Genomic DNA, 25271 nt, shown 5'->3' on the forward strand with positions numbered 1-25271 from the left:
TTCCCCATGAAAAAGGTATATGTATTTCTGGCAGAGGGCTTTGAGGAAATGGAGGCAGTGACACCCATTGATTTACTGCGCCGCGCAGGCGTGGATGCGAAGCTGGTTTCCGTTACGGGAAACAGGGCTGTCACAGGGGCACACGGCGTAACCTATCTAGCTGACCTGCTTTTTGAAGAAATTGAGGAGGATGCCGATATGCTGGTTCTGCCCGGCGGACTGCCCGGCACAACTAACCTACAGGCACACGAAGGGCTGACGAAACTTTTACTGAAGCAGCACGAAGCGCACAAATGGGTTGCGGCTATCTGCGCCGCGCCGATGGTTCTGGGTGCTTTGGGCATCGTGAAGGACAGACATGCAACCATCTACCCCGGCATCGAGGATAAGCTGATTGGCGCAGCACCGCTTACGGATGAGGTTGTGGTGGACGGAAACGTCATCACATCCCGCGCGCCCGGAACAGCCATCCCCTTTGCGATTGCACTGGCAGAGCTTCTGACGGACGAAAAGACAGCCGCCGCGCTTACGGAAGATCTGGTATTTCGCAAAGCATGATTTCAGAAAACAAGACCGGCAGGGTCTCCTCAGAAAAAGAGTAGCAATCTGTTTTTTCTGCCGCTTCTCGGACAGCCGCCAAGGGCAGACCGAACACATACGCCGCAGTTTCGGGTGTATAGCGTTCGGGCAGACCGCAGGCAACGGCTCTTTTCAGCATGCCGCCAAGCGAATTTTCCCCTTCCGCAAGCAGGCGAAAAAAGATGCCCTTCGTGATGTAGGCGAGGTGCTCCTTCTGCATGCGCGCTGTTAGGGCTTCGGCAGAAAGACCGAGTACCTCTGCGACAGCAGCCTTATCATACGGCGGTTGTTCCGTTTTCAAAAAAATATCTATCATTTCTATCTGCGGTTGTATGCTCCGCCGATAATACTCCAAAAAAGTCCGCATACTACTTCCCCCTTGCGTGGTTTTTCCCCATTGTAACAGGGCAAACACCGCCATGCCTAGCGGGAAAGGATGGAAAGAGGGCGCAGCTATGAATGCCATTCAGAAATATTTCAAATACAGACAGAGTCTCATCGACCAATACGCCAAGGGCGATATGACAAAGCGGGAATATCTTCAGAAAAACTACGAAGCAGTGGTTTACGGGGATATCGGCCCGTTCCGCAACATGGATACCGTAGAAAAGGCGTTATTCAATTACCAGTATTACAACGCGCTGGCGAAGGAAAACAAGACCATCAGCACAACAAGAGATATGGACTATGAGCTGAAACGGGATTATCTGGAGAAAAGCAATTATTACTACAGCAGGAAGGACAGAGCAACGCTGACAGCACTGCGTATGCTGGATTTCCGCGGCGTTGTGGCGTATTTCGTGAAGGTGCGAAGCAGGTTTCTGAAGGGAAAGCTGTTTGAAATTGTGATTGAGGAGGAAAATATTATTCTGCACTCTACCAGTCCGCTGATATTGAACTGTCTGCGCGAGGAAGGGGTTTTTCAGGAGGAAAGCAGAAAGTCATTGATTGATGAATATGTGAACCATAGATATTAAGTCGAAATCAGGATTTCGACTTGTTGAAACAGAAGAATAAACAGATGCGTTCCGGCGGCAAATGCCTTGAAACGCCCTGTTTTCCTCGAGTGGGCAAAGCCCCCTCTGCGGATTCCAGTCAGAGAACGCTTCGTTCCCCGAACCCTTCCGCCGCTTAAAATTCGATTTTCGGCATACAAAAAAGCCTGCAAATGCAGGCTTTTTGATTTCGACTTAATTTTCAGAATAAACCGACCTTTGAAAGATACTTATCAATCAATTCCAGCTTGGCTTCCGTGGAATAGCCCATCTTCTTACTGATGAAGGAGCAGAGCAGCTCCATGGTAAACAGCACTGCCACATAGGAATTGAAGAAGGTATTACTATCCACGCTGACGGTCAGAATCTGGGTTGCATACTGCGCCAGAGGGGAGCTTGCCTTATCGGTAATGAGGATAATTTTCGCACCGGCATCATACGCCATCTGGGTTGCGAGAAAATCCATTTCAGAATAACGGGGAAAGCTGACCGCAACGATACAGTCATTTTCCGTAATATCACAGAGATGGTCAATCACATTAAGCGCAGGATGCGAGGTTTCATACACATCCGGCAAAAGATGCTTGAGCAGGAGCAGCAGCATATCCCCGATGCAGCTGTTCGCACGGGAGGTGACGATGAACTTCCGCTTACTGCCCGCAATCAGGCTTGCCGCACGTTCAAAATCAATGGTATCGTTTCGGTTGATGCAGGAATTGAGATTCTGCATCACATTGGAAAAATAGCTTTCCACGATATCACTCTGATCCAGCTTGGAAATGCTCAGCTTGAGGCGCTCCGAGGGAATGGTGATATTATCGGAAACGCTGTTCATCCGCTCGGTATATGCCTTGCGGATTGCCCTCTGAAATTCCATGAAGCCGCTGTAGCCCAGCGTTCTGGTAAAGCGGATGACGGAAGAATCGCTGACGTGAATCCGTTTTGCAATCTCCGTAGAGGTAATAAAACACGCCTCCGCAAAATTATCCAGTATAAAATCCGCAATAAGCTTCTCCTTTTTTGTCAGCTTTACACCCATGAGCTGCGCTCTTAATTCTTCTGTCATACTTCTCACCTTCTATTTTTATATTTTTTGTTTGTTTTTTTGAAGCAATCAAATGTCTCTTTTTCACATTGAAACATATCAGACAATTTTTTTCAATATAAAAACAAAAATTCGTGCATATTACTGAAAAAAATACAATCTTTCAAAAACAACAGAAAATAATTACGGAAAATCGCAGAGATTCTTCAAAATTAAGAAATTCTTTATTGTTCCTATCCCCCTGTTCATGTATAATATATTAGTTGTAAAAACCGAAGATTCGGATACAAAACCCCTTAGGAATTAGGAGGAGATTGATTTGGCTGAAACCCTAGCAACATGGTTTGTAGAACATTTATCGGGCAGTGTTTCCAGAGAGATGATTGTATTCATCGTTTCGCTGCTGCCGATTCTGGAGCTGCGCGGCGGCATTATTGCAGGCTTTGCAATGGGGATGCACTGGCTGCCCACCTTCATCATTGCATATATCGGAAACCTTTTGCCGATTCCCTTTATTTTGTTATTCATCCGCTTTATCTTTCGCGTACTGAAAAAAACACCTCTGCACGGCTTGGTGGAATGGTGCGAGCGAAAGGCAGATGCGAAAAGTGACAAAATCCGAAAATACGCCTATTGGGGGGTCTATCTTTTCGTTGCCCTGCCCCTGCCGGGGACGGGCGCATGGATGGGCGCACTCATCAGCGCACTTCTGCACATGGACCCCAAAAAGACCTTCCCCGTCATTATGCTTGGCGTTCTGACGGCAGGCATGATTGTTTCTGTGCTCAGCTTCGGCATCCTCGGCAATATTATCTAAAAGGAGAAAAACATGGCAGAAAGAATTTCAACCCCCAGCAAAACAAAAGAGATTATCGAAGCGAACCGCTTTGCATTTAAGAAAAATTTTGGTCAGAATTTTCTGATTGATTCCAATATTCTGGATAACATTGCCGCCTGCGCAGGCGTAACTAAAGAGGACTGTGTGCTGGAAATCGGCCCCGGCATCGGCTCTCTGACGCAGGTTCTGGCGGAAAACGCAGGACAGGTGGTTGCGGTGGAAATCGACAATACGCTGATTCCCATTCTGAAGCAGACCCTGGCAGACTATGACAATATTGAGATTCTGAATCAGGATATTCTGAAAACGGACATTGATGCCATCATCCGCGAAAAAAACGACGGCAGACCGATTAAGGTTGTTGCAAACCTGCCCTATTACATCACCACACCGATTATCATGGACCTTCTGGAAAACGAACGTCATGTGGACAGCATCACCGTTATGGTGCAGAAGGAGGTGGCGGAGCGGATGCAGGCACGCCCGAAGGAAAAGGAATACGGCGCGCTTTCCATTGCCGTGCAGTATTACTGTGATGCCAAGCTGGATATGATTGTGCAGCCGGCATGCTTCATGCCACGCCCGAAGGTGGCTTCTGCGGTGATTACGCTAAAGGTTCTGCCTGAGAGAAAGGTAAAAACAGCCGATGAAAAGCTATTTTTCCATCTGGTGAAATGTGCCTTTGGGCAGCGCAGAAAGACATTGATGAACTGCCTGTTTCATCTGGGCAACCTCGGCTTCAGCAAGGAGGAGTTGGCGGAGCTTCTGGAGGAGCTTGGCTGGGATACGCGGGTGCGCGGGGAAGCATTGGGCTTAGAGGAATTTGCCGCACTGACCGACAAAATCGCACAAAAAAAGCAAGCATATAATCAAAAACTACGAAACCTCATCTGAAACAGATGAGGTTTCAGACTGTAGACAAAGTAATTCTGAGGTAGCGGAAAGGCTTGGGAAACAAATCCGTTTCCCAAATGGAATCCGCAGTCGGAATTCATTTCCGACGAGGAAAACAGCGAGTTTCGAGGCTTTTAAGCTGATGGAACTCGTCTGTTTGTTCTTCTGTCTTAGCAAGTCGAAATCCTGATTTCGACTTAGGGTGTCGACTTTGTCGACACCCTAACCTCATCTGAAACAGATGAGGTTTTTTCATAAATTGACTTCTTTTTCACAGATTTTCGTCCGCATTATCCCCCTTTTTCTGCCAATTATTACCAATTCAGCATACATCCTTCGACGGCATACGGCGGGCTTTTTACGCGGATTCGAGAAAAATCGGAAAATCTTGGTTTTTCTTGTCATTTCGGGCTTTTTTTGTCCTACGAATGGTTCTTGTCGGGGGAAATTTTCTATACTATAATCAACCCAAAAGCAAGGAAGTTCTGCATAAACATTCAGGAAGCTACAACGGGAGGGATTATTTTGAATCAAAATACAATAAAAGTGCTTTTGGCGGATGACAATAAGGATTTTTGCGACATCATCGTCGATCATTTGAATAAACAGGAGGACATTACTGTGGTAGCGGTTGCTATGGACGGTATTGATGCCATGAATAAAATCAGAGATACGCACCCGGATGTTGCGGTGATTGATGGCATTATGCCCCGTCTGGATGGGCTTGGCGTTCTGGAACGACTGCAAAAAACGGAGGAAGACGATCGCCCGATTACAATCATTCTTTCTGCGCTGAGTCAGGACAAGGTGGTGCAGAAGGCACTGGACTTAGGTGCAAGCTATTACATGGTGAAGCCCTTTGACATGGATGCGCTGACACAGCGGATTCGCCAGCTGATGCAGGAGCAGAAGCCGCTTCTGAAAGCCGTTGCCCCCATTGCCGCAAACACTGCCGTGTACGACCTAGAAACAAAGGTGACGAATATTCTGCATGAAATCGGTGTGCCGGCACATATTCGCGGCTATCATTACATGCGCGAGGCAATCATCATGAGTGTCAACGATATGGATGTGCTGAATTATATCACGAAGGAACTGTATCCCTCCATCGCAAAGAAATGCAACACCACACCCAGCCGTGTGGAACGCGCCATTCGCCATGCGATTGAGGTTGCATGGAACCGCGGGAAGGTGGATGCGATTGATGCGCTGTTCGGCTACACAATCAATAACCATAAGGGCAAGCCGACCAATTCGGAATTTATTGCACTGATTGCAGACAGATTGCGGCTGGAAATGAAGGCAAGCTGAAAAAACAGAACAAAAAAAGGCACAGCATGAAAAGCATCATGCCATGCCTTTTTTTATTTCTCCAACGCCTCCATAGCGGCAAAGAACATATCGAAGGGGTCATCCCAGCCATCCAAGGGCTGTACGGCACTGCCATTGCAGCTACGGAACAGGTTGCAGAAAAATTCCTCCTGCTCGGAAAACAAACCACCCACAGTCAACGGAAAGCCCTCTGCAGTGCAAAGCTCACACAGCGCCAAAGCAGGGTCCTTTGCCTCCTTCACTGCCCAGATGCGTTTACGCAGCTCCACATCCTCTCTTGCCTTTTGCAGCAGCTTATATAATTGCTCATTCATACAAATCCCCCATTTCTCTTTTGTTCTAGCTATAGATTAGTATAGCACCAATTTTTTTTGATGAAAATATTTTTTCAAAAAAAGATACCAACAAGCAATGCAAGCAGATGTACCGCGATGCAGAGCAGCACACCGACCACAGTCGGCAAAAAAAAGCTGACCCCCGTCCAGAGCAGACTGCCGGTTTCCTTACGGATGGTCAGAAGCGTAGTGGCGCAGGGGAAATGGTTCAGCGAGAAAAGAATCACGCAGACTGCCGTCACCCATGTCCAGCCATTGGCAGCGAGGATGGCACCTGCCTGTGCAATGCCCTCCGCCTCTACCAGCGTGCCGCTTTGACTATAGACCATCAGAAGGATGGGGATGACGATTTCATTCGCAGGAATCCCAAGCAGAAATGCCATAAGAATTACGCCCGAAAGTCCCATGAGTGCGCCAAGCGGCTCCAAGAGGGCTGCCATGCCGTACAGGAGCGTATGCCCATTCACCATGATATTCTGACAAAGCCAGATGACTGCGCCGGCAGGGATGGCAACCGTCACCGCTCTGGCGAGTACAAAAATCGTTCTGTCCAGCATACTGCGGACAATCACATCCCAAAGCTTCGGGCGGCGATACGGCGGCAGCTCCAGAACAAAGGCGGACGGCACACCGCGCAGTATGGTTTTGCTCAGCAAAAAGGAAACAGCAAGCGTGATGCCGACGGCAAGCACAATCAAAAGGAACACGAAGCCGCCTGCGGCAATAGGATTTCCCCTTGCAAAGAAAAAGCCCGAAAGCAAAATCAACGTCGGGAAACGCCCATTACAGGGAACGAAGCAGTTCGTGAGGATGGCGATCAGGCGTTCTCTGGGGGATTCAATGATGCGGCAGGCTGTGACCCCTGCGGCATTGCAGCCAAAGCCCATGCACATCGTCAATGCCTGCTTCCCATGCGCCCCCGCCTTTTGAAACAAGCCATCCAGATTAAAGGCAATCCGTGGCAGCAAGCCGAAATCCTCTAACAATGTAAACAGCGGGAAAAAAATCGCCATCGGCGGCAGCATAACCGCCACCACCCAGCTCACCGTCAGCCAAACGCCATCCAGTAGCAGTCCTTGCAGCCAAAGGGGTGCTTGCAATGTCAGCAAGCCGTTTCGCATCACAGCACCGCATTGATGGAACTGCCGCATGAGAAATTCGGACGGTACATTTGCCCCTGCCACCGTAATCCAGAATACGCCGCCCAGCAGGAGCAGCATAAAAGGAATACCCGTTTTCGGGGAAAGCAGGATTTTATCCATGCGCTCGGTGCGGCTATCGCGTTCCTCTTTTTTCTGCACCACTGCATCGCAGATTTCCTTTGCGCGAGAAAGGAAGGCAAGGGAGCGCTTTTCCTGAAATTCCGCGGAATGATAGCCGCTTTCCGTTTCAGGGGTAAAGGCATCCCAATCAATGCCTATGGGCCGGATGGATTTTCGCCCTTCTGCCACGGCAAGGAGCATTTCCTTGAGCTCTAGCAGACCTACGCCCTGCCTTGCCGCCATTTTGATCACAGGCACACCCGTCAGCTTCTCCAGACGCACATCATCCACAGAAATGCCCCTTTTCTCCGCTTCATCGGTGAGATTCAGACAGAAAATCACATTTTCCGTCAGCTCCATAATTTGCAGCCCCAAAGGAAGATTGCGTTCCAGAGAGGTCGCATCCAGAACCACAAGGACAATGTCCGGCTGCTCATAGCAGATAAAATCCTTAGCGGCGCGCTCCTCGGCACATTCGGAAAACAGGGAATAAATGCCCGGCAGGTCATACAGCTTCGCCTGCCATGCGCCAAAGGAAAATTCCCCGACTGCATTGCCGACGGTCTTCCCTGCCCAGTTGCCCGTATGCTGCTTCAGCCCGGTCAGTGCATTGAAAACGGTGCTTTTCCCCGTATTGGGGTTGCCTGCCAAAGCAATCCGCAGGCGTGTTTTCTCAGGCATCCTACATCCCCTCCTCCACAAAAATACGCGCGGCATCGGCATCGCGCAGAGCAATCAGCGTATCCTTCACCCGATACACTCGTGTGCCGCCGCCCGCACATTCATACAGCGGCAAAACCCGACTGTCTCGGAAAAAGCCCAGATCAAACAGACGCAGATAGCCTTCTCCCCGTACCTCCTGCACGAAGCAAGGACATTCCACAGGAATTTCCGTCAGCTTCTTGGGCATATCCATTCCTCCTTCAATGGTTTGATATATTCAATATATCCGAAGGAGGCGGTTCGGGTGCTTGTCAAATGGATTCTCTTGATTGTAAACCATTTTATTTTTTATCATTGACAATAAAAGCCGCCTATGTTATACTTCCAAAAAACGGAGGTAAGAAACATGAATACAACAACAATGCAACAAAACAAAACAAGAGATATTGTCTTTATCGGGATTTTCGCCGCACTGATTGCCATCTGCTCGTGGATTTCCATTCCCACAACCGTCCCCTTCACTTTGCAGACGATGGGTGTTTTTACGGCAGTCGGGCTTCTGGGCGGCAAGCGCGGCAGTCTTGCAGTTCTTGTCTACATCCTGCTGGGTCTGGTAGGTCTGCCTGTATTTGCAGGCTTTTCCGGCGGTGTCGGCGTTCTGTTCGGCACAACAGGTGGCTATATTATCGGCTTTCTGGCATCTGCTCTGCTGATGTGGGGCATAGAGACCGTCTGCGGCAGAGGTAAAATTGTGCTTGCCATTTCCATGGTGCTTGGTCTGGTAGTCTGCTACGCCATCGGGACGCTCTGGTTTATGGCGGTTTACGCAAAAACCTCCGGCGCAGTTGGCTTGGGTACCGTTCTGGGATGGTGCGTCATTCCCTTCATTATCCCCGATCTGATTAAGATTGGGATTGCATTGCTTCTGACGGAGCGTTTCCGGAAGGTGATTGCATGAAAAATGTAGAAATAAAGCTGCGGGCACATCATGGGATGTGCCTTGCTTTCTTTGAGGGAAAGGGCTACAGCACTGGCTTTACTGCCCACATGGCGCAGATTCTGGAATATTTGGAGCAGGAAAACCCAACCGTTACAGTTGTTGCGGAGGCGGACTGCATTTGCGGCGGCTGCCCCCATCTTGCAAACGGCATTTGCGAAAGTGCAGACTTGGTGCAAAGCTATGACAGACAGGTGCTTTCCCTTTGCGACATGGAGGAACACAGCGTTTTGCCCTGGCGAGAATTTGCGGCACACGTAGCAGAATATATTCTTTCCCAAGGAAAGCGGAGCGAAATCTGCGGCGGGTGTCAATGGAGCAGCATCTGCAAAGAAAAAGAGGCTCTGTACCGTCTGTGATTTCTATGGTAGGATAAACAAGAGGTGATACTATGACAAAGGACGCAGTTCTTGCGATTTTGAGAAAAGAAAACGATTATATTTCAGGGGAACACATCAGCCGACTTCTGGGCGTAAGCCGCGCGGCGGTCAACACTGCCGTAAAAGCATTGCGCGCGGATGGCTATGAGATTTCCTCCTCGACAAATAAGGGCTACCATCTGGATGCCGTACCGAACAGCATTTCCGCGCAGGAGCTTGCCGCCTATCTGGATGAAGCGCGCATGCAGACGGTGGAATGTCTGGCTTCCGTGGATTCGACCAACAACCGTCTGCGTGAGCTGGCACTTGCGGGCGCACCAAACGGGCAGGTGGTGCTCGCCAACGAGCAGACACAGGGGAAAGGCAGACGTGGGCGTGCCTTTGCTTCTCCGCAGGATAACGGAATTTATCTTTCCATCCTCTTTCATCCCGACACCCTGCCGACAGATATCGTGGAGATTACGGCATGGACGGCGGTTGCCACAAATAATGCCATCGAGGAGGTCTGCGGCGTGCGTGCAGGCATCAAATGGGTAAATGATTTAGTCATCGACCGCAAAAAAATCTGTGGGATTCTGACGGAAATGTCTGTGGAAAGCGAAAGCGGCTATATTCAGTACCTCATCATCGGGATTGGCATTAACGTGAACGGACAGGCGGAGGATTTCCCCGAGGAGGTGCGGCACATTGCAACCTCCTTGGCAATGGAAACAGGGAAAGCCCATTCCCGCGCAGCGCTTGCCGCCGCTCTGATTCGGGAGCTTGACAGCATGTGTCGGGCTTGGCCGAAGGAAAAAACGGAATATCTGGAGGCCTACCGCAGGGACAACATCACAACAGGAAAGGAAATCACCGTTGTACGCGGTACAGAGGAAGCACCTGCCTTTGCGGTTGCCATCGGGGATGATTTTTCTCTGAGGGTGCGCTATGCCGATGGACGAAGCGAGGCACTTTCCAGTGGAGAAATCAGCATTAAGGGACTATATAATTAAAATCACACAAAAAAGCCTTCCATTTTCATGGAAGGCTTTTCGTATATAGCCATTTGTCAAATAGCGGAAGGGTTCGGGAAACGAAGCGTCGTCCCGAATGGAATCCGCAGAGGGGGCTTCGCCCACTCGAGGAAAACAGCGAGTTTCAAGGCTTTTAAGCTGATGGAACTCGTCTGTTTATTCCTCTGTCTTAACAAGTCGAAAGCCTGCTTTCGACTTAGGGTGTCGGCTTAGATTCTTTCTTTGAATACATCTACCATGTCCAGCTTTTCCCAAGGCAAATCCAAATCGGTTCTGCCGAAGTGACCATAAGCCGCTACCTGCTTATAGATGGGTCTTCTCAGATCGAAGTTTTTGATGATTGCCGCAGGGCGCAGGTCGAAGTTTTTCTTTACGATTTCTGTGATTTCTTCATCGGAAAGCTTCCCTGTGCCATAGGTATTTACCAGAATGGAAACGGGCTGTGCCACGCCGATTGCGTAAGCAAGCTGTACCTCACATTTTCTTGCAATGCCGCTGGCAACAATATTTTTTGCAACGTGTCTTGCCGCATAGCAAGCGGAACGGTCAACCTTTGTAGGGTCCTTACCGGAGAATGCGCCGCCGCCGTGTGCCGCATAGCCGCCATAGGTATCCACGATAATCTTTCTGCCTGTCAGACCGGAGTCACCCATAGGGCCGCCGATAACAAATCTGCCTGTAGGGTTGATGTAATATTTTGTGTTTTCATCCAGCAGAGAGGCAGGGATGACCTTCTTCACTACATTTTCGATGATATCCTGTTCAATCTGGCTATGCTCCACATCGGGATCATGCTGAGAGGACACAACAACGGTATCCACTCTTACGGGTGTATCGTCCTCATATTCCACTGTCACCTGTGCCTTGCCATCGGGGCGCAGATATGCCAGTGTACCGTTTTTACGCACCTCTGCCAGTCTTCTTGTCAGCTTATGGGACAGGGAAATAGGCAGGGGCATCAGTTCCTCTGTTTCATCGCAGGCAAAGCCGAACATCATGCCCTGATCGCCGGCACCTGTATCAAATTCGCTGTCATCCGCGCCTGTTTTGTTTTCCAGAGAATGATCAACGCCCAGTGCGATATCGGGGGACTGTCCGTGGATAGCGGTCAGAACGGAGCAGGTTTCGCTGTCAAAGCCGTATTTTGCTCTGGTGTAGCCGATTTCTGTCAAGGTTTCTCTGACGATTTTTTCAACATCAACATAAGCCTCTGTTGTAATTTCGCCCATAACCATAATCATGCCTGTTGTGGTGCAGGTTTCGCAGGCAACACGGGAATTGGGGTCCTTTGCCAAAAGTGCGTCCAGCACGCCGTCGGAAATCTGGTCACAGATTTTATCGGGATGTCCCTCTGTAACAGATTCGGATGTAAATAATCTTCTGCTCATTTTTTGTTCTCCTTTTTTACACAAATGTTTAGTGACTGTGAATAAAGTTTTCTAAGGAGAGACGTGTTTGCATTGTTTTTCCGAAAGCCTTTTTTGCTTCTTCTTCAACAAAAGAAAGCCCCGCAGGGCTTTTGCATCAATCTCATCTTCCGCAATGCTGCGGGGGAATTAGCACCGATGCGTTTCCGCCGGTTGCCGGGTGTCACAGGGCCCTGTCCCTCAACCACTCTTGATAAGTCCTTTATTCACTTCCTGTTGTATTTTATCGGGAAAATGGATGTCTGTCAATAAAAAATCCGCTGATTCGGGCAATTCCCACAAATTGCATAGGACACTGCCGCAAAACAGCGGAAAAACAAGACAGTTTTACATCATATCTTTTTTGCTCAGCCTGCGATTTTCTTTGCCAGAAGCGCCGCCGCTGCTTCCAGACCGTCTAAATCGTCACCATCAAAGCGGCCGCTGACGGGGCTGTCGATATCCAGAACGCCAAGCACCTCTCCTGCATCATTCAGCAATGGCACAACTATTTCTGCATTGGAATTGCAGTCACAGGCAATATGTCCGGCGAAGCAATGCACATCTGCTACCAGCTGTGTGCGTTTTTCCGCCCAGCCTGTGCCGCAGACCCCCTTGCCATAGCCGATTCTGCTGACCGCAGGCTTACCCTGAAAAGGCCCAAGCACAAGCTCCTCACCCTTTACCATGTAAAAGCCAACCCAGTTAATGTCCTTGAGCGCGATGCCCAGAACCGCAGACGCATTCGCAAGAATTGCTGTTTCGTCTGTTTCGTTCTCCGTATATTTTTCAAGCTGTTCCTTCAAAAGCGCGTAAAACGCACCTTTTTCCGCAGGATATTCCACAGGGATATATGCCATAACAAATCCTTCCTTTCTGCTTTCTCTTTTGTTTTTTATAATTTTTATATCGGAAACCACAGGCATCTGTCAAGAAAAATTTTTCTATTCTTCCTCTTTTCTCAAAAGGGGCAAAAGCACCTCGCCCCATGCCGCAGAGAGCCGCTCCAGATTCCATGCCGCATTGGCAGGGCTGGTCGAGGGAAGCTGCACCGCAGAAATCCCCAATCGCTCCTCCTGATATTTTCGATATAATTTATAGGACGTGCCGCCGTTGCAGAGGATAGCGACCCTGCCTGTAACGGCAAGAATCCGCTCCAAATCGGCAGGCTCCACATTTTTAATGCTGCTGTCACTGCTCCCGATGATATCACAGCTATGAATCACATCATGCAGAGCTATATGGTTGCGCAGCAGCAGTGCCTTCTTTTCCTCGATGCTTTGGGGAACCCTCTCGCCCGTCACTGCTGCAAGCATTTTCCAGAAGCGATTCTGCGGATGACCGTAATAAAAGCCAACCTCACGAGATTTCTTAGAGGGGGCTGTCCCCAGAATCAGTACCCTGCAATCTGCATCGCAGACGGGGGCAAATTCCTGCGTCACCCGCTCCCAGTGCTTTTCGTTTTCTTCGGTTTTCGCTGTTTTCTCCTTCTTCATGCAATCAGTCCTCTTTCAACCAGCTTGCCGCATCCAGCGCGTGATAGGTAATCAGGATGGAGGCACCTGCGCGCTTCATGGCAATCAGATTTTCCATGACAATCCGCTTTTCCTCTATCCAGCCCTGCTGTGCCGCCGCCTTCACCATGGCATATTCGCCGCTGACGTTATAGACGGCAATGGGTAAATCAAAGCGATTTGCCGCCGCTTCGACCACATCCAGATACGCAAGGGCAGGCTTGATGATATAAAAATCTGCTCCCTCCTCGATATCGTCCTCAATTTCACGCAGGGCTTCCTTTTTATTACAGACATCCATCTGATAGGAGCGTCTGTCCCCAAACTGCGGTGCGGAATGTGCCGCATCCCGAAAGGGGCCGTAATAGCCGGAGGCAAATTTCGCGCTGTACGCCATGATGGGGATATGCAGAAGGCCCGCTTCATCCAGAGCATGACGAATTGCCGCCACGCGCCCGTCCATCATATCCGAAGGGGCGATGATATCCGCACCTGCCTGCGCGAGCGTGACGCTCATTTTCGCCAGAAGGGGCAGGGTTTCATCATTTAAAATATGCTCTCCCTCAACTAAGCCGCAATGCCCATGCGAGGTATATTCGCAAAGGCAAACATCCGCAACCACAAGCAGAGAGGGATACTTCTTTTTGATATGGCGAATGGCTCTCTGGGTGATGCCGTCCGGAGCATACGCCTGCGAGCCGACCGCATCCTTTTCCTTGGGAATCCCGAAAATCAACACACCTGCAATGCCGCTTGCCGCCACCTCTGCGAGCATTTCATCCATGCGGTCAACGGAATATTGGAACACGCCCGGCATAGAAGGAATCGGATTTTTGATATTCTCCCCTTCTATCACAAAAATGGGGTAAATCATCTCCTCTGCGGAAATTCTGGTTTCGCGCACCAACCTCCGCATGGCTTCTGAGCCGCGCAGTCTTCTGAATCTTCTCATTTGTCCGTCTCCTTTTCGGTTGTTTTTGTTTTGCTTGCTTCTTCCAAAATCACCTCTATGATGCCATCCACGTTGAAGGTCTGCGCCGTCAAAACAGGAAAATCCCCATAGGACGCAAGCGTTTTCGCGGTAGAGGTACCGATGCAGACCGCCGTTGTGCCTTGGGGCATTGTGCCGCCCTGTGCAAAAAAGCCGCGCACGCCCGAGCCGCTCGCAAAGGTGATAAAATCCATTTCCTTGGCTGCTTCATGGGTAAAGCGGCGTTTTTCGGCATCAATGGCAATGTCATATAATTTTACATCTGTGTATTGCTTCTTTTCTTTTGCTAAAATCTCCGTCAGGACAGGAGAACCCTGCGCCGCACGGAGAATCAGAATTTTTTCATCCGCACCGACCACACTGCAAAGCCCCTTCGCAAGGCTTTCCACATCGTAGGTTTTGGGCAGAAAGGCAGGATAAATGCCGCGCTTTTCCAGAGCGGCGGCTGTGCCTGTGCCGATGACGGCAAACCGCAGCTGCGCCAGTGTGCGGATATCGATTCTCCGCTTTTGCAGTGCCTGAAAAAAAATTTCAACCCCGTTAGGGCTTGTGAATACCGCCCATGTATAGGCGGTGATGCCCTGCAATGCCTGTTCTAAGGCTTCATTTTCCCAATCGGGAACGAGAGTGGCGTAATCCAGCTCCGTGACAGTCGCACCCAATTCCTCTAAGCGGTTCCTGAGCTTCTTCGTGATGGATTTTGTGCCGGTTACGCCGATTTTCACGCCGTATAGGGGATACTCGATTGTGCCCGAAAGCTGCATTCCTGCCGTTTCGCCAATCACGATGACGGCAGGGGCGGCGAGATTGGCTTTTCTTGTTTTCGCTGCCAGATTGCACAGCTTCGCGCGGACAACCCGCTGCTTAGGGGTTGTTCCCCTGGAAATGACAGCCGCAGGGGTATCGGCAGGCTTGCCGCCCTGCAATAAGCCGTTTGTGATTTCCTCCAGATGATGCAGACCCATCAGAAAAACAAGCGTACCTTCCAGTTTTGCAAGGGTATCTATCTGTTCCGTCAGTGTCTCTGCGCCATCTGCCGCGGTATGCCCTGTTATGACATGAAAGCTGCGCGCAAGCCTCCGATGGGTGACGGGAATCCCTGCCGCCGCAGGCACCGCAACCGCAGAGGTCACGCCCGAAACCACCTCATACGGGATGCCTGCCGCCTGCAAGGCAAGCACCTCCTCGCCCCCTCTGCCAAACACGAAGGGGTCGCCGCCCTTCAGCCGCACAACCGTTTTTCCCTCCTGTGCCTTGGCAACAAGCAGGGCATTGATTTCCGCCTGCGGCATGGAATGTCTGCCATAACGCTTGCCGACAAAAAGCCTTTCGCAGTCCGTCCGGGTTTCCTCCAGAAGCTTAGGGGAGGACAAATCATCATAGAGCACTGCATCGCATGCCCGCAGAAGGCGCAGACCCTTCCATGTAATCAGATCGGGATTGCCGCAGCCTGCCCCAACCAGATAAACCGTTCCGCTCATTTCCGCAACCTCCCGACTACCTCCGCCGCCAGCTGCAAACGCGCCGCAACGGGTGCCTTGCCCTCGGCATAGCCTTCCCCATACATCGCACGCAGACGGATGACCTCCCCTTCCATTTCGGCAAACGCCGCCACAGGCGCACTGCAATCCGCACCCAAAAGCCGCAGCACCGCGCGCTCCGTTTCAAAAATATACTGCGTTTCGGGGTGGGTCATTGCGCCGACAAGAGAGGACAATTCCCGTTTGCCCTCGGCAACGATGATCCCCTGACACGCCGCAGGGAGAAATTCCTCAGGGGAAAGAACGCGGAAGGCATAGCCATCCGCTTCGGTGATGCCCATACGGTCAAGCCCTGCCTTGGCAAGGAGAATGGCATCATATTCCCCATCCTTCAGCTTTTGCAGACGCGTCTGAATATTGCCGCGAATGAGCCGACATTCTGCCCAAGGGAAAACCTTTGCCGCGCACTGCTCCCGACGAAGGCTGCCCGTGCCGATGATTTTACAAGCCTCAGCTTTTTTCCCCTTCGGCATGACAAGCACATCTCGTGGGTCATCCCGTTTGAGCACGCCAATGATTTCCAGACCATCTGCCAGAAGCACCGGCAGATCCTTGCCGCTGTGAATGGCAATGTCAATTTCATCGCGCAGAAGCATTTCTTCAAATTCGGACGCAAAAACGCCCTTCCCCTGATTACTGATTGCCCAGAGGGGCTTATCCAGAATCAGATCCCCTCTTGTGTGGAAGGGGACAATTTCGGTTTCCAAGGCAGGATGCACCTTTGCCAGTGCCGCCAGCGCCAGCTCCGTCTGTCTGGCAGAAAGCAGGCTTTTTCTTGTGCCGACTCTCAGCTTTTTCACTGCTCCCCCTCCTTTCTTATGATTTCCTCGATTTCTGCTTGGGATACATTCCCGTTTTTCTCTAAGGCAAGGCAGAAAATATGCCGCAGTACCTGTTCTCTTTTTCCGCTGTCCGCAAAGGCTGCCTTCATGCGACCGCGCACCTCTGCCATAACGTCTATCACATCGGCAAAGCCTGTGGGGATGGCATCCTCCATCTGCTCGCGGATGAAGCGTGCCGCTAAGGGGCTTGCGCCTCCTGTGGAAAAGCCTGCGACAAATGCGCCCCGCTTCACCAGAGCCGGAAAGAAAAAGCTGCATTTTTCAGCATCATCCACAATATTGACAGGGATATGCTTTGCATGGCAGACAGCAGCAATCCTCGCGTTGACAGCCTCGCAATCTGTTGCGCCGATGACAAAGCTCATATCCTCTACATCCTCTGCCTGAAATTCTTTGCGGATGCGGCAGATGCCCTCTGTCTGCTCGATTTCCGCACAAAAAGAAGGAGAAACCACCGTTATCTCCACGCCAAAGGGCAGCAATTTTTCAATTTTTCTGAAAGCAACCGTTCCGCCGCCCACAACCAGACAGCGCTTCTGCCCAATCTCCACAAAAAAGGGAAAATAACTCATACTTCTCCTCCGCTCGATTCTTCTCTCTCATTGATTCAGAATCTTAGTATACACCTTTTTCACATGATTTCAAAGCAAAGAATCTCTTTCATTTCTTCCGCAGGCTGCGCAGATATGCCTTATCCTCCGCCGAAACACGATAAGACTCACACGCCTTCTGAATGAACTTACGGAATACCCAAGCATCCAGATGATGATGCGAAAGATACGCCCTGCAGGTGTCCCTGTCCTTCGCCCAAGCCGTTGCCAGCAGCCATGCCTGTCCCATACGGACATAATACTGCTCGGATTGGACGGCATCTGTCCGCTCCAGCACTGCCGGAAGATATGCAGGGGTGAGATAATAATTGAGCATCAGAATCAGCCCGACGCGCACCGCCCACGGATTTTCGGAAGCCAGATACCTTTTGATATGCTCGAAAAATTCCGCCTCATGTCCCTTGATTCGCTTTTTCAAGGAGGCGCAGAAGCCATCACAATGCGCCCAGTTTTCGACAATCGTCTCCGTATAGGTGTCGCAATAGGGCAGAAATTCCGCATAGGAAACAGGCAGTGCCGCCGCCACCAAGCCATAGAGCAGACGTTCCTCATAGGTTCCTCTGCCACAGATACGCAAAAAGCTCGCGCCGTCCTCCTTGGCGATTTCTGTCGCTATTTTCCGCAGAAGGGGCGCGCGCAGACCGATAACGGGCAAATCTGAGCGGAGCAGCTTTGTATGAAACTGCCGATAGGCTTCCTCCTGCCGTGCATACAATTCCCTGCGGAACGCGTCATAGCGTTCCTGTGTCCAATGCTCCATGCTCCCGTCCTCCCTTGATTGATCTCGTAATTCTTTTCATTGCCTGTTCATATTTTCGGATTCTGGCAAAATCCTTCTCTGTCGGGTTAGGGATGCGACTGATATCCAGATTATCCTGCAAATCGGCATACTTCACTCTCGCCGCCAGCGCATTTTCGCAGATGCGCGCAATATAATCCATGTAATCCTCCTTCTGCCCACGCGTCAGGCAGCACACCGCCTGCACGATTTCCTCCGAAAAGCCCGCACGCCGCAGGTCTGCCGCGGTCAAAGCGGTATCCTCCAGAGTATCATGCAAAAGGGCAACGATTTTTTCCTTTTCCCCCTCGCAGGCAAGCATCACCCGAATGGGATGAAGGATATAGGGCGCACCGCCCTTATCGACCTGCCCCGTATGCGCTTTTGCCGCCAGAATCAACGCCTTTTCCAACATAGCTCTCTCCCCTTTCGGCTTCACTCATCTTAGTATAATATCGGAAAAAATCGGTGTAAAGGCAAACTTTCCGCAGCTTGGAGGTATCTATAAAATGTAGTGAAAATTTAATAAATTCTTCAAAGTTTTTAGCCGAAAAATATGATATGATATCTTTAAGAAACAGTATTTGAAATCACAGAAAAGGAGGGAACACCTTATGATTTATTACTTCAGCGGAACAGGCAATTCCTATGCTGTGGCAAAAAAGCTTGCCGAAGCTCTGGGGGAGGAATTGACGGATATTGCAGAAGCGGTCAAAGCAGGCAATTACAAGCATACTATGCTACAGGGGGAACGATTGGGCTTTGTCTTTCCCGTTTATGCATGGGCTCCTCCGCAGACGGTGACAGATTTCGTGAAAAATCTGGAGCTTTATTACAGCGGTGATCCCTATCTTTTCGCTGTCTGCACCTGCGGGTCTTCCGCAGGGGAGGCGATTGACCTTCTGGGGAAGGCATTGCAGGAAAACGGGCTTACCCTGGACAGCGGCTTTTCCGTTGTGATGCCGGACAGCTTTACGGTGCTTTTTGATGCAGGGACGAAGGCAGAGCAATATGCGCTTCTGGAAAAAGCAGACAGGACACTGGACAACATCCTGCGTGCCATCCGGCTGAACTGGAGCAATTTCTTCCGTGTGAAGAAAGGAAGGGGCGCAGGAGTGCTGAGTAAAATCGTCAATCCTGCGTTCCGGAGGGGGCTGAAAACAAAGCCTTTTTATGTAACGGAGGACTGTAGTCACTGCGGTCTATGTGAAAGGGTCTGCACCAGTGGTTGCATTCGGCTGACGGCAGGAATTCCTGTCTGGACGGAAAAGCACTGTAATATGTGCATGGCATGCGTGAACCGCTGTCCCCAAACGGCAATCCAATATGGCAAAAGCACCACCAAGCGGGGACGTTATGTTCACCCGATCTATCAGAACCGAAAGGGGGAATCTGAATGAGAATGAAACGTATGCTGGCCTTTCTTCTGATGGGCATACTGTTGCTCTCTTGTGGATGCAGCGCAAACAGCAGCAGCTTTTCTTTGCTGAACCGCAAAAAGACACTGGAGCTGACAGAGAAGGGAGTCTCCTACTGGGCGCAGTATCTGGAGCAGCAGGAGGTCGGCAAGCCGCAGGATGTGGTGGAGCAGGAAAATCACCTTTCCTATCTGCTGCAATATCCCGAAATCGGGAAGGAAAGGATTGATGCACGCATTTCGGAAATCGTGACGGAAATCCGCAATGCCTTTGATGCGGAATTTACCCCGACAGAGGAAGAAAAAAAGGAGAAAAAACAGACGGATGCGATTCTGTATCTGGGCTATGAAAGCTATCTTGCGAAGGAAAATCAGCTGAGTCTGGTGTTCTTTGAAACACATGAGGCAAACGGCGAACTTTCGCCGCACACACAGATTCAGGTGTTCCATTTTGATCTGGAAAAGGATGCAGAGGTAACGGCGGAAAGCCTGCAATCGGACAGCTTTGCGAAAAATGCTTCTGCCTACACGGAAAAATACTTCACAACGACAGAGCCTTATAAAAACGGTATCTTCGGCAACTACAAAACCCTGCTTGCACCCGACGCAGGACGGTTTGACCGCTTTGCACTCACGAAGGACGGCGTATTGTTTTATTTCGACCGCTACGACCTTTTCCCCGGCAGCTACGGCGTGGTGCACCTGACGATTCCGTATGCGGAAATGCAGAAGAAAATCGAAGAACCGAAAAAGGAAACTCCCGTTCCCAAGGAAATCCGCAACAAAAAAATGGTTGCGCTGACCTACGATGACGGCCCGAACCCCAAGGCAACCAATGCCATTCTGGATGTTCTGGAGAAATATGACGCACGGGCAACCTTCTTTGATCTTGGCAGTCTGGTGGAAAAATATCCCGATGTAGTGAAGCGCGAGGAGGCGCTCGGCTGTGAGGTTGGCAGCCATTCCTACGATCATAAGAATTTCAATAAGCTGACCAACGCAGAAATTGCGGCAGATGTGCAGAAAACCGCCGCCGCCTTCCGCAAGGTGCTTGGCAGAGACCCTGCCATCTTCCGTCCGCCCTACGGCAACTGTAAGGACAGCGTAAAAAAACAGCTGCCGATGTCCATCTACCTCTGGTCGATTGATACGCTCGACTGGAAAAGCAGAGATGCCAAGGCGATTGTGGATGTGGTGAAATCCGCAGGAAATCTGGATGGGAAGGTCATCCTGATGCATGGCATTTACGGCTCTACCGCAGAAGCAACGGCAACCCTCGTGCCTTATCTGCAAAAGCAGGGCTATGAGCTTGTGACTGTTTCCGAGCTGGTGGAGGCAAAGCACGGGGAAACACCCCAGAAGGGGAAGATTTATGGATATTCCTATTTTAAATAAAGCATGACAGCAAAAGCTCCCTTGACAACACGCAAGGGAGCTTTTTTGACTTAATTCTTTATGCAATGCTTTTATGTTGCCATCTTTTTCCACGATAGCGGATGATGAAAAGAACGGCACGCACTGCCCAGTCAATGGTCATGGCAATCCAGACACCCAGAACGCCCATGCCCATTCTGACAGCAATAATATAGCTGAAGGCAATACGGAACACCCACATGGAGATAATCGACAGAATCATGCAGAACTTTACATCACTGGCGGCACGCAGCGTGTTCGGCAGCGTGAACGCTTCGGGCCAGATGAGCATACAGCAGATACCATGATACCAGATAATCTGTTTTGTAAAGGTCATTGCGTCATCGGAAAGGTTATACAGGTGCATGATGCCGGGCAACGCCACGAGCGTGGTGACGCTGAAAACGATAATCAGAATATGCACCAGCTTCAGAATCTTACGGGTATAATATCTTGCCGCTTCATAATCCCCTGCCCCGACGCAGCGAGAGCAGACGGTAATCACTGCCATGCCGACGGACATCCCCGGAAGCACCTGAAAGGTTGCAATGATATTGGAAACGGCATTCGCCGCAATCGCCGCCGTGCCAAAGCCTGTAATCATGCTCAGCACCATGATTTTCCCCAGCTGAAACATCCCGTTTTCCAGACCATTGGGGATGCCGATATAGGCAATCTTTTTCAGCATACCGAAATCCAGCTTAAAGGAAAACGGACGCTCCAGATGCAGCAGATGCTCCGGAGAGCAAAGCAGCAAAATGATTGCAACAGCGGAAATGACACGGGAAACAAGCGTCGAGGTTGCCGCACCCGCAACCCCCATGCCAAAGCCGAAAATCAGGATGGCATTGCCGCCCACATTGATGGCGTTCATCATCATGGAGAGATACATCGGCACCTTGGAATTACCCATAGTACGAAAGACTGCCGCACCTGCGTTATACAGGGCGATAAAAGGGATGGAGGCGGAAACGATGAGAAGATATGTTTTGGATGCCTCCATTACATTCGCCTCAATGGCACCGAACACCCGATGCAGGATGAGGTTTCTTGCCAGATACAGCCCAATCATAATGCAGATCGCAAACAACGCCGTAAACAGGATAAGCTGATTGACTGCCCTATTTGCTTTTTCATGCTTATTCTGCCCCAGATACTGCCCCATAACAACAGCGCCGCCTGTTGCAAGAGCTGCAAACAAATAAATCAGCAGAATGAAAATATTATCCACCAAAGAGACACCCGAAACTGCATGCTCCCCTACCGTTGCAACCATGATGGAGTCGGACATACCAACCAGAATTGCCAGAAACTGCTCGATAATCATGGGAACAATCAGACGCTTCAGGGCGCGATTGGAAAAATAATACGGTTTTTCTTTGATTGCCGCTAAATCCACGGTCATTCCTCCTTTGTACGTTTCATTTTAAAATTCTTTTTTCCTTTATAAAATAAATAAATTTTTACAAACAAAAAGAGAAGCCACACCTTTTTGCAAAGAGTGACTCTCCTTCTTTTTGTTGTTTTTTTCTTATAATTCTTCGTTTTCCTGCACCGGCTTTACAGGCAGACCATCCTTTAATTGATGCTCATGCATATCCTCACCGCTATAGTACATTTCGTTGATTTTATAGAGCAGGGTCATAAGGCTGTCCGTCAGGTGTACATTTTCCACCAGAACATCATCGGGAACCTGCAAATCCACATGGCTGAAGTTCCACATGCCCTTTACGCCCCATTTTGCCAGATCATTTGCAACCTTCACTGCCTGCGAACGAGGAAGGGTAAGAATGGCAACATCCACGGGGTTATTTTTGACATACTCCTCCATCTGGTCGATATCATAAACCTCGACACCGCGAATAGTCATCCCAATCAGACGGGGATTGATATCGAAGACTGCCTTGATGACGAAACCACGCTTCTCAAAATTGGTATAGTTCACCAGAGCCTGTCCGATATTGCCGCCGCCAATGACAATCATATTATACAATCGATCCAGACCTAAAATCTTTTTTATTTCATTGTAAAGGTATTCCACATTATACCCGTAGCCCTGCTGCCCAAAGCCGCCGAAATTGTTCAAATCCTGACGAATCTGGGAGGCAGTGATATTCATTTTTGCACTGAGTTCTTTTGAGGAAATGCGAGTAATATCACTTTCCAGCAGGTCGCCTAAGTAACGGTAGTATCTGGGCAATCTGTTGATTACTGCCGGTGAGATCTTCTTTTCGCTGTCCATATATTCCAAATCCTCTCGTTTTAGGATGCCTCCGTAAAAGAAAACGAACTGCAAATACAGTTATTTTTTTCTACTTCAGGATAATTTTAGTATAGCACTCCTGTTATTTTATTGTCAACAATAACTCTTTTAATCTGTTGTATTTTCTGCTATCATAAGAGCAGACAATGAAACACAAATGGAGGTTGTATCAATGATACTTGCATGCAGACAATTACACAAGGCATACGGCATCGATGTGATTCTGGAAAAAATCACCTTCCATATCGAAGAACGCGAAAAAGCCGCTATTGTAGGGGTAAATGGTGCCGGGAAGACGACGCTTTTCAAGGTTCTGACCGGCGAAATTTCTGCCGATGGCGGTGAATTTTATCTCAAGAAGGACACATCCCTGGGCTACCTTGCTCAGAATATTCAGATAGACAGCGACCGCACGATTTATGAAGAAATGCTATCGGTTTTTGAAAAAATCATTCAAACAGAGACAAATCTTCGTGAATTAGAAAACGAAATGGGAAATCTGAGCGGACAGGCGCTGGCGGAAAAAATGGAGGAATATGCCACTCTGCAGCATTATTTTGAACAGAATGACGGCTACAGCTACCAGAGCCGCCTGCGCGGTGTGCTGAAGGGGCTTGGCTTTGCCGACAATGATTTCAACCGCCCGATGAATCAGCTTTCCGGCGGACAGAAAACACGCGTGCATCTGGCAAAGCTGCTGCTTTCCAAGCCGGATATCCTGCTGCTGGACGAGCCGACCAACCATCTGGACATTGCGGCAATCGAATGGCTGGAGGATTTCCTTCGCTCCTACCCCGGTGCAGTGCTGATTATTTCCCACGACCGCTATTTCCTTGACCGCATTGTGACAAAGGTCATTGAAATCGAAAACAAGAAATCAACGGTTTATAACGGGAATTATTCCTTCTTTTGGCAGCAGAAGGAAATCAATCGTGAAATTCAGCAGAAGGCATACGAAATGCAGCAGAAGGAAATCAAGCATCAGGAGGATGTCATCCGCACACTGCGCTCCTTCAACCGCGAAAAATCCATCAAGCGCGCGGAAAGCCGCGAGAAAGCCCTCGGCAAGCTGGAGCGTGTGGACAGGCCGGATGCCCTGCCGAATCAGATGCGGCTGACCCTAACCCCCTTTCTGACAAGCGGCAACGATGTGCTGCATGCGGAGGCGCTTTCCAAATCCTACGGGGGACAGAGAATTTTCCGCAATGTTTCCTTTGATGTAAAACGCAGCGACAAGGTTGCCATTATCGGCCCGAACGGGGTTGGGAAATCCACGCTGTTTCGGATGCTTCTGAAGGAGGTGCCGACGGACAGCGGTCTGATTCGCTTCGGCACAAATGTATTTATTGGATATTATGACCAGGAGCAGGCAAAATTAGACGAAAGCAAGACCATTTTTGAGGAAATCGCAGACACCTACCCCACCCTGACGCAGGGGCAAATCCGCAATATGCTTGCCGCCTTCGTATTCACGGGGGATGATGTATTCAAGCCGATTTCCGCGCTTTCCGGCGGCGAAAAGGGGCGCGTTTCTCTGGCGAAAATCATGCTTTCCAAGGCGAACCTGCTGATGCTGGATGAACCGACGAACCACTTGGATATGTTCTCGAAGGAGGTTCTGGAAAGTGCGCTGAACCGCTACGAGGGTACGGTGATTTATATTTCCCACGACCGTTATTTCATCAACAAAACAGCGGAGAAAATTCTGGAATTAACGCCGGATGGGGTGATTCTTTATAACGGGAATTATGATTATTACTTAGAGAAAAAGGCAGAGCGTGCCAGAAATGAGGCAGAAAAGGCGGCACAGCATCCGGAAAAAAGCGTTGCCGCGGCACAGCCTGTAAGCGATACGAAGAATGACTGGCTGAAGCAAAAGGAGCAGCAGGCGGCAGAGCGCAGGCTGGCGAACAGGATTGCGAAGCTGGAAAAGGCCATCGAGGAGACCGAAGCGATGATTGCGCAGGCAGATGAGGACATGGCGGCGTGCGGCACAGATTACGGCAAGGCGAATGAAATTTATGCAGAGAAAACAAAGCTTGAGGAAAGGCTTGAGGCTCTTTTCGCAGAATGGGAGGAGCTGAATTCGTAAAGCCGTTTCTCGAAACCTTGGTTCAAATAAGGAAAGCCTTGGTTACTACAGAACTGTAGTGACCAAGGCT

27 protein-coding genes and 1 riboswitch are annotated in these 25271 nt (G+C 49.9%); of the genes, 11 read left to right on the forward strand and 16 right to left on the reverse strand.

Annotated features, from left to right (window positions below):
* Positions 1 to 6: 6 nt before the first annotated feature.
* Positions 7 to 558, forward strand: a complete 552-nt coding sequence (locus tag GPK49_RS11930; RefSeq protein WP_016406804.1) for a DJ-1 family glyoxalase III — start codon at positions 7 to 9, stop codon at positions 556 to 558.
* On the opposite strand, the gene GPK49_RS11935 is transcribed toward GPK49_RS11930, so the two are convergent.
* Positions 527 to 946 carry a hypothetical protein gene (locus tag GPK49_RS11935; protein ID WP_215678133.1) on the reverse strand — a complete coding sequence of 140 codons (420 nt, stop codon included), beginning with the start codon at positions 944 to 946 and terminating at the stop codon, positions 527 to 529. The two genes, GPK49_RS11930 and GPK49_RS11935, sit on opposite strands and share 32 nt — an antisense overlap.
* Before the next feature lie 88 nt (positions 947 to 1034).
* Here GPK49_RS11935 and GPK49_RS11940 point away from each other — a divergent pair, with 88 nt between their 5' ends.
* Complete coding sequence (locus GPK49_RS11940) at positions 1035 to 1556, forward strand: DUF6648 family protein (protein WP_016406802.1); 522 nt, start codon at positions 1035 to 1037, stop codon at positions 1554 to 1556.
* A gap of 220 nt (positions 1557 to 1776) precedes the next feature.
* Here GPK49_RS11940 and GPK49_RS11945 read toward each other — a convergent pair whose 3' ends face one another.
* Positions 1777 to 2640, reverse strand: coding sequence for a MurR/RpiR family transcriptional regulator (locus GPK49_RS11945; RefSeq protein ID WP_215678135.1), 864 nt, complete (start codon positions 2638 to 2640; stop codon positions 1777 to 1779).
* A gap of 298 nt (positions 2641 to 2938) precedes the next feature.
* Here GPK49_RS11945 and GPK49_RS11950 point away from each other — a divergent pair, with 298 nt between their 5' ends.
* From GPK49_RS11950 to spo0A, 3 genes are all read left to right on the forward strand, one after another.
* Complete coding sequence (locus GPK49_RS11950; RefSeq protein WP_318283910.1) at positions 2939 to 3436, forward strand: COG2426 family protein; 498 nt, start codon at positions 2939 to 2941, stop codon at positions 3434 to 3436.
* 12 nt (positions 3437 to 3448) lie between these two features.
* On the forward strand, positions 3449 to 4351 hold the full coding sequence (gene rsmA, locus GPK49_RS11955) for a 16S rRNA (adenine(1518)-N(6)/adenine(1519)-N(6))-dimethyltransferase RsmA (RefSeq protein WP_215678137.1): 903 nt from the start codon (positions 3449 to 3451) through the stop codon (positions 4349 to 4351).
* A gap of 525 nt (positions 4352 to 4876) precedes the next feature.
* The gene (gene spo0A, locus GPK49_RS11960) at positions 4877 to 5662 is read left to right on the forward strand and encodes a sporulation transcription factor Spo0A (protein ID WP_215678141.1); all 786 of its coding nucleotides are present in this window, start codon (positions 4877 to 4879) and stop codon (positions 5660 to 5662) included.
* Positions 5663 to 5715: 53 nt separating this feature from the next.
* On the opposite strand, the gene GPK49_RS11965 is transcribed toward spo0A, so the two are convergent.
* The 3 genes from GPK49_RS11965 to GPK49_RS11975 form a co-directional block, all read right to left on the reverse strand.
* Positions 5716 to 5997: a hypothetical protein gene (locus tag GPK49_RS11965; protein ID WP_215678144.1), complete on the reverse strand. Its 282-nt coding sequence runs from the start codon at positions 5995 to 5997 to the stop codon at positions 5716 to 5718.
* Between the two features lie 74 nt (positions 5998 to 6071).
* A complete protein-coding gene (feoB, locus tag GPK49_RS11970) occupies positions 6072 to 7961 on the reverse strand; it encodes a ferrous iron transport protein B (protein WP_288690663.1) in 1890 nt (629 codons plus the stop codon).
* Between the two features lies 1 nt (position 7962).
* Positions 7963 to 8190: a FeoA family protein gene (locus GPK49_RS11975; RefSeq protein ID WP_016407641.1), complete on the reverse strand. Its 228-nt coding sequence runs from the start codon at positions 8188 to 8190 to the stop codon at positions 7963 to 7965.
* A gap of 159 nt (positions 8191 to 8349) precedes the next feature.
* Between GPK49_RS11975 and GPK49_RS11980 the strand changes: the two genes are divergently transcribed.
* The 3 genes from GPK49_RS11980 to GPK49_RS11990 are packed head-to-tail and all read left to right on the forward strand — an operon-like array spanning position 8350 to position 10312.
* Positions 8350 to 8901, forward strand: coding sequence for a biotin transporter BioY (locus tag GPK49_RS11980; RefSeq protein ID WP_215678147.1), 552 nt, complete (start codon positions 8350 to 8352; stop codon positions 8899 to 8901).
* Positions 8898 to 9299: a DUF1284 domain-containing protein gene (locus tag GPK49_RS11985; protein ID WP_215678150.1), complete on the forward strand. Its 402-nt coding sequence runs from the start codon at positions 8898 to 8900 to the stop codon at positions 9297 to 9299. Before GPK49_RS11980 ends, GPK49_RS11985 begins: the two co-directional genes overlap by 4 nt.
* Positions 9300 to 9331: 32 nt before the next feature.
* The gene (locus GPK49_RS11990; RefSeq protein WP_215678152.1) at positions 9332 to 10312 is read left to right on the forward strand and encodes a biotin--[acetyl-CoA-carboxylase] ligase; all 981 of its coding nucleotides are present in this window, start codon (positions 9332 to 9334) and stop codon (positions 10310 to 10312) included.
* Positions 10313 to 10542: 230 nt separating this feature from the next.
* Here the strand turns inward: GPK49_RS11990 and metK are convergent, their stop codons facing one another.
* From metK to GPK49_RS12035, 9 genes are all read right to left on the reverse strand, one after another.
* Entirely contained in the window at positions 10543 to 11721 is a 1179-nt protein-coding gene (gene metK, locus GPK49_RS11995; protein ID WP_016407637.1) for a methionine adenosyltransferase, read from the reverse strand.
* Positions 11722 to 11860: 139 nt separating this feature from the next.
* Positions 11861 to 11960: riboswitch (SAM riboswitch) on the reverse strand.
* A gap of 147 nt (positions 11961 to 12107) precedes the next feature.
* Positions 12108 to 12599, reverse strand: a complete 492-nt coding sequence (locus GPK49_RS12000; RefSeq protein ID WP_215678154.1) for a GAF domain-containing protein — start codon at positions 12597 to 12599, stop codon at positions 12108 to 12110.
* An 84-nt stretch (positions 12600 to 12683) separates the two neighbouring features.
* Positions 12684 to 13235: a DNA-deoxyinosine glycosylase gene (locus GPK49_RS12005; protein ID WP_215678156.1), complete on the reverse strand. Its 552-nt coding sequence runs from the start codon at positions 13233 to 13235 to the stop codon at positions 12684 to 12686.
* A 4-nt stretch (positions 13236 to 13239) separates the two neighbouring features.
* Positions 13240 to 14205, reverse strand: a complete 966-nt coding sequence (gene hemB / locus GPK49_RS12010; RefSeq protein ID WP_215678159.1) for a porphobilinogen synthase — start codon at positions 14203 to 14205, stop codon at positions 13240 to 13242.
* A complete protein-coding gene (cobA, locus tag GPK49_RS12015; RefSeq protein ID WP_215678162.1) occupies positions 14202 to 15725 on the reverse strand; it encodes a uroporphyrinogen-III C-methyltransferase in 1524 nt (507 codons plus the stop codon). The genes hemB and cobA overlap by 4 nt, the downstream gene beginning before the upstream one ends.
* A complete protein-coding gene (gene hemC / locus GPK49_RS12020; protein WP_215678175.1) occupies positions 15722 to 16585 on the reverse strand; it encodes a hydroxymethylbilane synthase in 864 nt (287 codons plus the stop codon). The genes cobA and hemC overlap by 4 nt, the downstream gene beginning before the upstream one ends.
* Positions 16582 to 17199 (reverse strand): precorrin-2 dehydrogenase/sirohydrochlorin ferrochelatase family protein, encoded by a 618-nt coding sequence (locus tag GPK49_RS12025; RefSeq protein ID WP_215678177.1) that lies wholly within the window; start codon positions 17197 to 17199, stop codon positions 16582 to 16584. The genes hemC and GPK49_RS12025 overlap by 4 nt, the downstream gene beginning before the upstream one ends.
* Positions 17200 to 17287: 88 nt before the next feature.
* Complete coding sequence (locus tag GPK49_RS12030) at positions 17288 to 17998, reverse strand: DNA alkylation repair protein (protein WP_215678180.1); 711 nt, start codon at positions 17996 to 17998, stop codon at positions 17288 to 17290.
* On the reverse strand, positions 17970 to 18431 hold the full coding sequence (locus tag GPK49_RS12035) for a GTP pyrophosphokinase (RefSeq protein ID WP_215678183.1): 462 nt from the start codon (positions 18429 to 18431) through the stop codon (positions 17970 to 17972). The genes GPK49_RS12030 and GPK49_RS12035 overlap by 29 nt, the downstream gene beginning before the upstream one ends.
* Positions 18432 to 18630: 199 nt before the next feature.
* Between GPK49_RS12035 and GPK49_RS12040 the strand changes: the two genes are divergently transcribed.
* Complete coding sequence (locus tag GPK49_RS12040) at positions 18631 to 19416, forward strand: EFR1 family ferrodoxin (RefSeq protein WP_215678186.1); 786 nt, start codon at positions 18631 to 18633, stop codon at positions 19414 to 19416.
* Positions 19413 to 20828 carry a polysaccharide deacetylase family protein gene (locus GPK49_RS12045; protein WP_215678188.1) on the forward strand — a complete coding sequence of 472 codons (1416 nt, stop codon included), beginning with the start codon at positions 19413 to 19415 and terminating at the stop codon, positions 20826 to 20828. The genes GPK49_RS12040 and GPK49_RS12045 overlap by 4 nt, the downstream gene beginning before the upstream one ends.
* 58 nt (positions 20829 to 20886) lie before the next feature.
* On the opposite strand, the gene GPK49_RS12050 is transcribed toward GPK49_RS12045, so the two are convergent.
* Both GPK49_RS12050 and GPK49_RS12055 read right to left on the reverse strand, forming a co-directional pair.
* Positions 20887 to 22251 (reverse strand): MATE family efflux transporter, encoded by a 1365-nt coding sequence (locus GPK49_RS12050; RefSeq protein WP_215678191.1) that lies wholly within the window; start codon positions 22249 to 22251, stop codon positions 20887 to 20889.
* A 126-nt stretch (positions 22252 to 22377) separates the two neighbouring features.
* A complete protein-coding gene (locus GPK49_RS12055) occupies positions 22378 to 23088 on the reverse strand; it encodes a redox-sensing transcriptional repressor Rex (RefSeq protein WP_016407625.1) in 711 nt (236 codons plus the stop codon).
* Between the two features lie 193 nt (positions 23089 to 23281).
* Here GPK49_RS12055 and GPK49_RS12060 point away from each other — a divergent pair, with 193 nt between their 5' ends.
* Entirely contained in the window at positions 23282 to 25201 is a 1920-nt protein-coding gene (locus GPK49_RS12060) for an ABC transporter ATP-binding protein (RefSeq protein WP_016407624.1), read from the forward strand.
* Positions 25202 to 25271: the final 70 nt, after the last annotated feature.

Origin of the sequence: Clostridium sp. MCC345, from assembly GCF_018785345.1 — a bacterium.
Classification (GTDB): Bacteria; Bacillota; Clostridia; order Lachnospirales; family Anaerotignaceae; genus Anaerotignum_A; species Anaerotignum_A faecicola.

Excerpts from the sequence above, each read along its gene's own strand:
- GPK49_RS11930 (WP_016406804.1), top strand. The coding sequence starts at position 7 with ATGAAAAAGGTATATGTATTTCTGGCAGAGGGCTTTGAGGAAATGGAG.
- GPK49_RS11935 (WP_215678133.1), bottom strand. The coding sequence starts at position 946 with ATGCGGACTTTTTTGGAGTATTATCGGCGGAGCATACAACCGCAGATA.
- GPK49_RS11940 (WP_016406802.1), top strand. The coding sequence starts at position 1,035 with ATGAATGCCATTCAGAAATATTTCAAATACAGACAGAGTCTCATCGAC.
- GPK49_RS11945 (WP_215678135.1), bottom strand. The coding sequence starts at position 2,640 with ATGACAGAAGAATTAAGAGCGCAGCTCATGGGTGTAAAGCTGACAAAA.
- rsmA (WP_215678137.1), top strand. The coding sequence starts at position 3,449 with ATGGCAGAAAGAATTTCAACCCCCAGCAAAACAAAAGAGATTATCGAA.
- GPK49_RS11965 (WP_215678144.1), bottom strand. The coding sequence starts at position 5,997 with ATGAATGAGCAATTATATAAGCTGCTGCAAAAGGCAAGAGAGGATGTG.
- feoB (WP_288690663.1), bottom strand. The coding sequence starts at position 7,961 with ATGCCTGAGAAAACACGCCTGCGGATTGCTTTGGCAGGCAACCCCAAT.
- GPK49_RS11975 (WP_016407641.1), bottom strand. The coding sequence starts at position 8,190 with ATGCCCAAGAAGCTGACGGAAATTCCTGTGGAATGTCCTTGCTTCGTG.
- GPK49_RS11980 (WP_215678147.1), top strand. The coding sequence starts at position 8,350 with ATGAATACAACAACAATGCAACAAAACAAAACAAGAGATATTGTCTTT.
- GPK49_RS11985 (WP_215678150.1), top strand. The coding sequence starts at position 8,898 with ATGAAAAATGTAGAAATAAAGCTGCGGGCACATCATGGGATGTGCCTT.
- GPK49_RS11990 (WP_215678152.1), top strand. The coding sequence starts at position 9,332 with ATGACAAAGGACGCAGTTCTTGCGATTTTGAGAAAAGAAAACGATTAT.
- metK (WP_016407637.1), bottom strand. The coding sequence starts at position 11,721 with ATGAGCAGAAGATTATTTACATCCGAATCTGTTACAGAGGGACATCCC.
- GPK49_RS12000 (WP_215678154.1), bottom strand. The coding sequence starts at position 12,599 with ATGGCATATATCCCTGTGGAATATCCTGCGGAAAAAGGTGCGTTTTAC.
- GPK49_RS12005 (WP_215678156.1), bottom strand. The coding sequence starts at position 13,235 with ATGAAGAAGGAGAAAACAGCGAAAACCGAAGAAAACGAAAAGCACTGG.
- hemB (WP_215678159.1), bottom strand. The coding sequence starts at position 14,205 with ATGAGAAGATTCAGAAGACTGCGCGGCTCAGAAGCCATGCGGAGGTTG.
- cobA (WP_215678162.1), bottom strand. The coding sequence starts at position 15,725 with ATGAGCGGAACGGTTTATCTGGTTGGGGCAGGCTGCGGCAATCCCGAT.
- GPK49_RS12025 (WP_215678177.1), bottom strand. The coding sequence starts at position 17,199 with ATGAGTTATTTTCCCTTTTTTGTGGAGATTGGGCAGAAGCGCTGTCTG.
- GPK49_RS12030 (WP_215678180.1), bottom strand. The coding sequence starts at position 17,998 with ATGGAGCATTGGACACAGGAACGCTATGACGCGTTCCGCAGGGAATTG.
- GPK49_RS12035 (WP_215678183.1), bottom strand. The coding sequence starts at position 18,431 with ATGTTGGAAAAGGCGTTGATTCTGGCGGCAAAAGCGCATACGGGGCAG.
- GPK49_RS12040 (WP_215678186.1), top strand. The coding sequence starts at position 18,631 with ATGATTTATTACTTCAGCGGAACAGGCAATTCCTATGCTGTGGCAAAA.
- GPK49_RS12045 (WP_215678188.1), top strand. The coding sequence starts at position 19,413 with ATGAGAATGAAACGTATGCTGGCCTTTCTTCTGATGGGCATACTGTTG.
- GPK49_RS12050 (WP_215678191.1), bottom strand. The coding sequence starts at position 22,251 with ATGACCGTGGATTTAGCGGCAATCAAAGAAAAACCGTATTATTTTTCC.
- GPK49_RS12055 (WP_016407625.1), bottom strand. The coding sequence starts at position 23,088 with ATGGACAGCGAAAAGAAGATCTCACCGGCAGTAATCAACAGATTGCCC.
- GPK49_RS12060 (WP_016407624.1), top strand. The coding sequence starts at position 23,282 with ATGATACTTGCATGCAGACAATTACACAAGGCATACGGCATCGATGTG.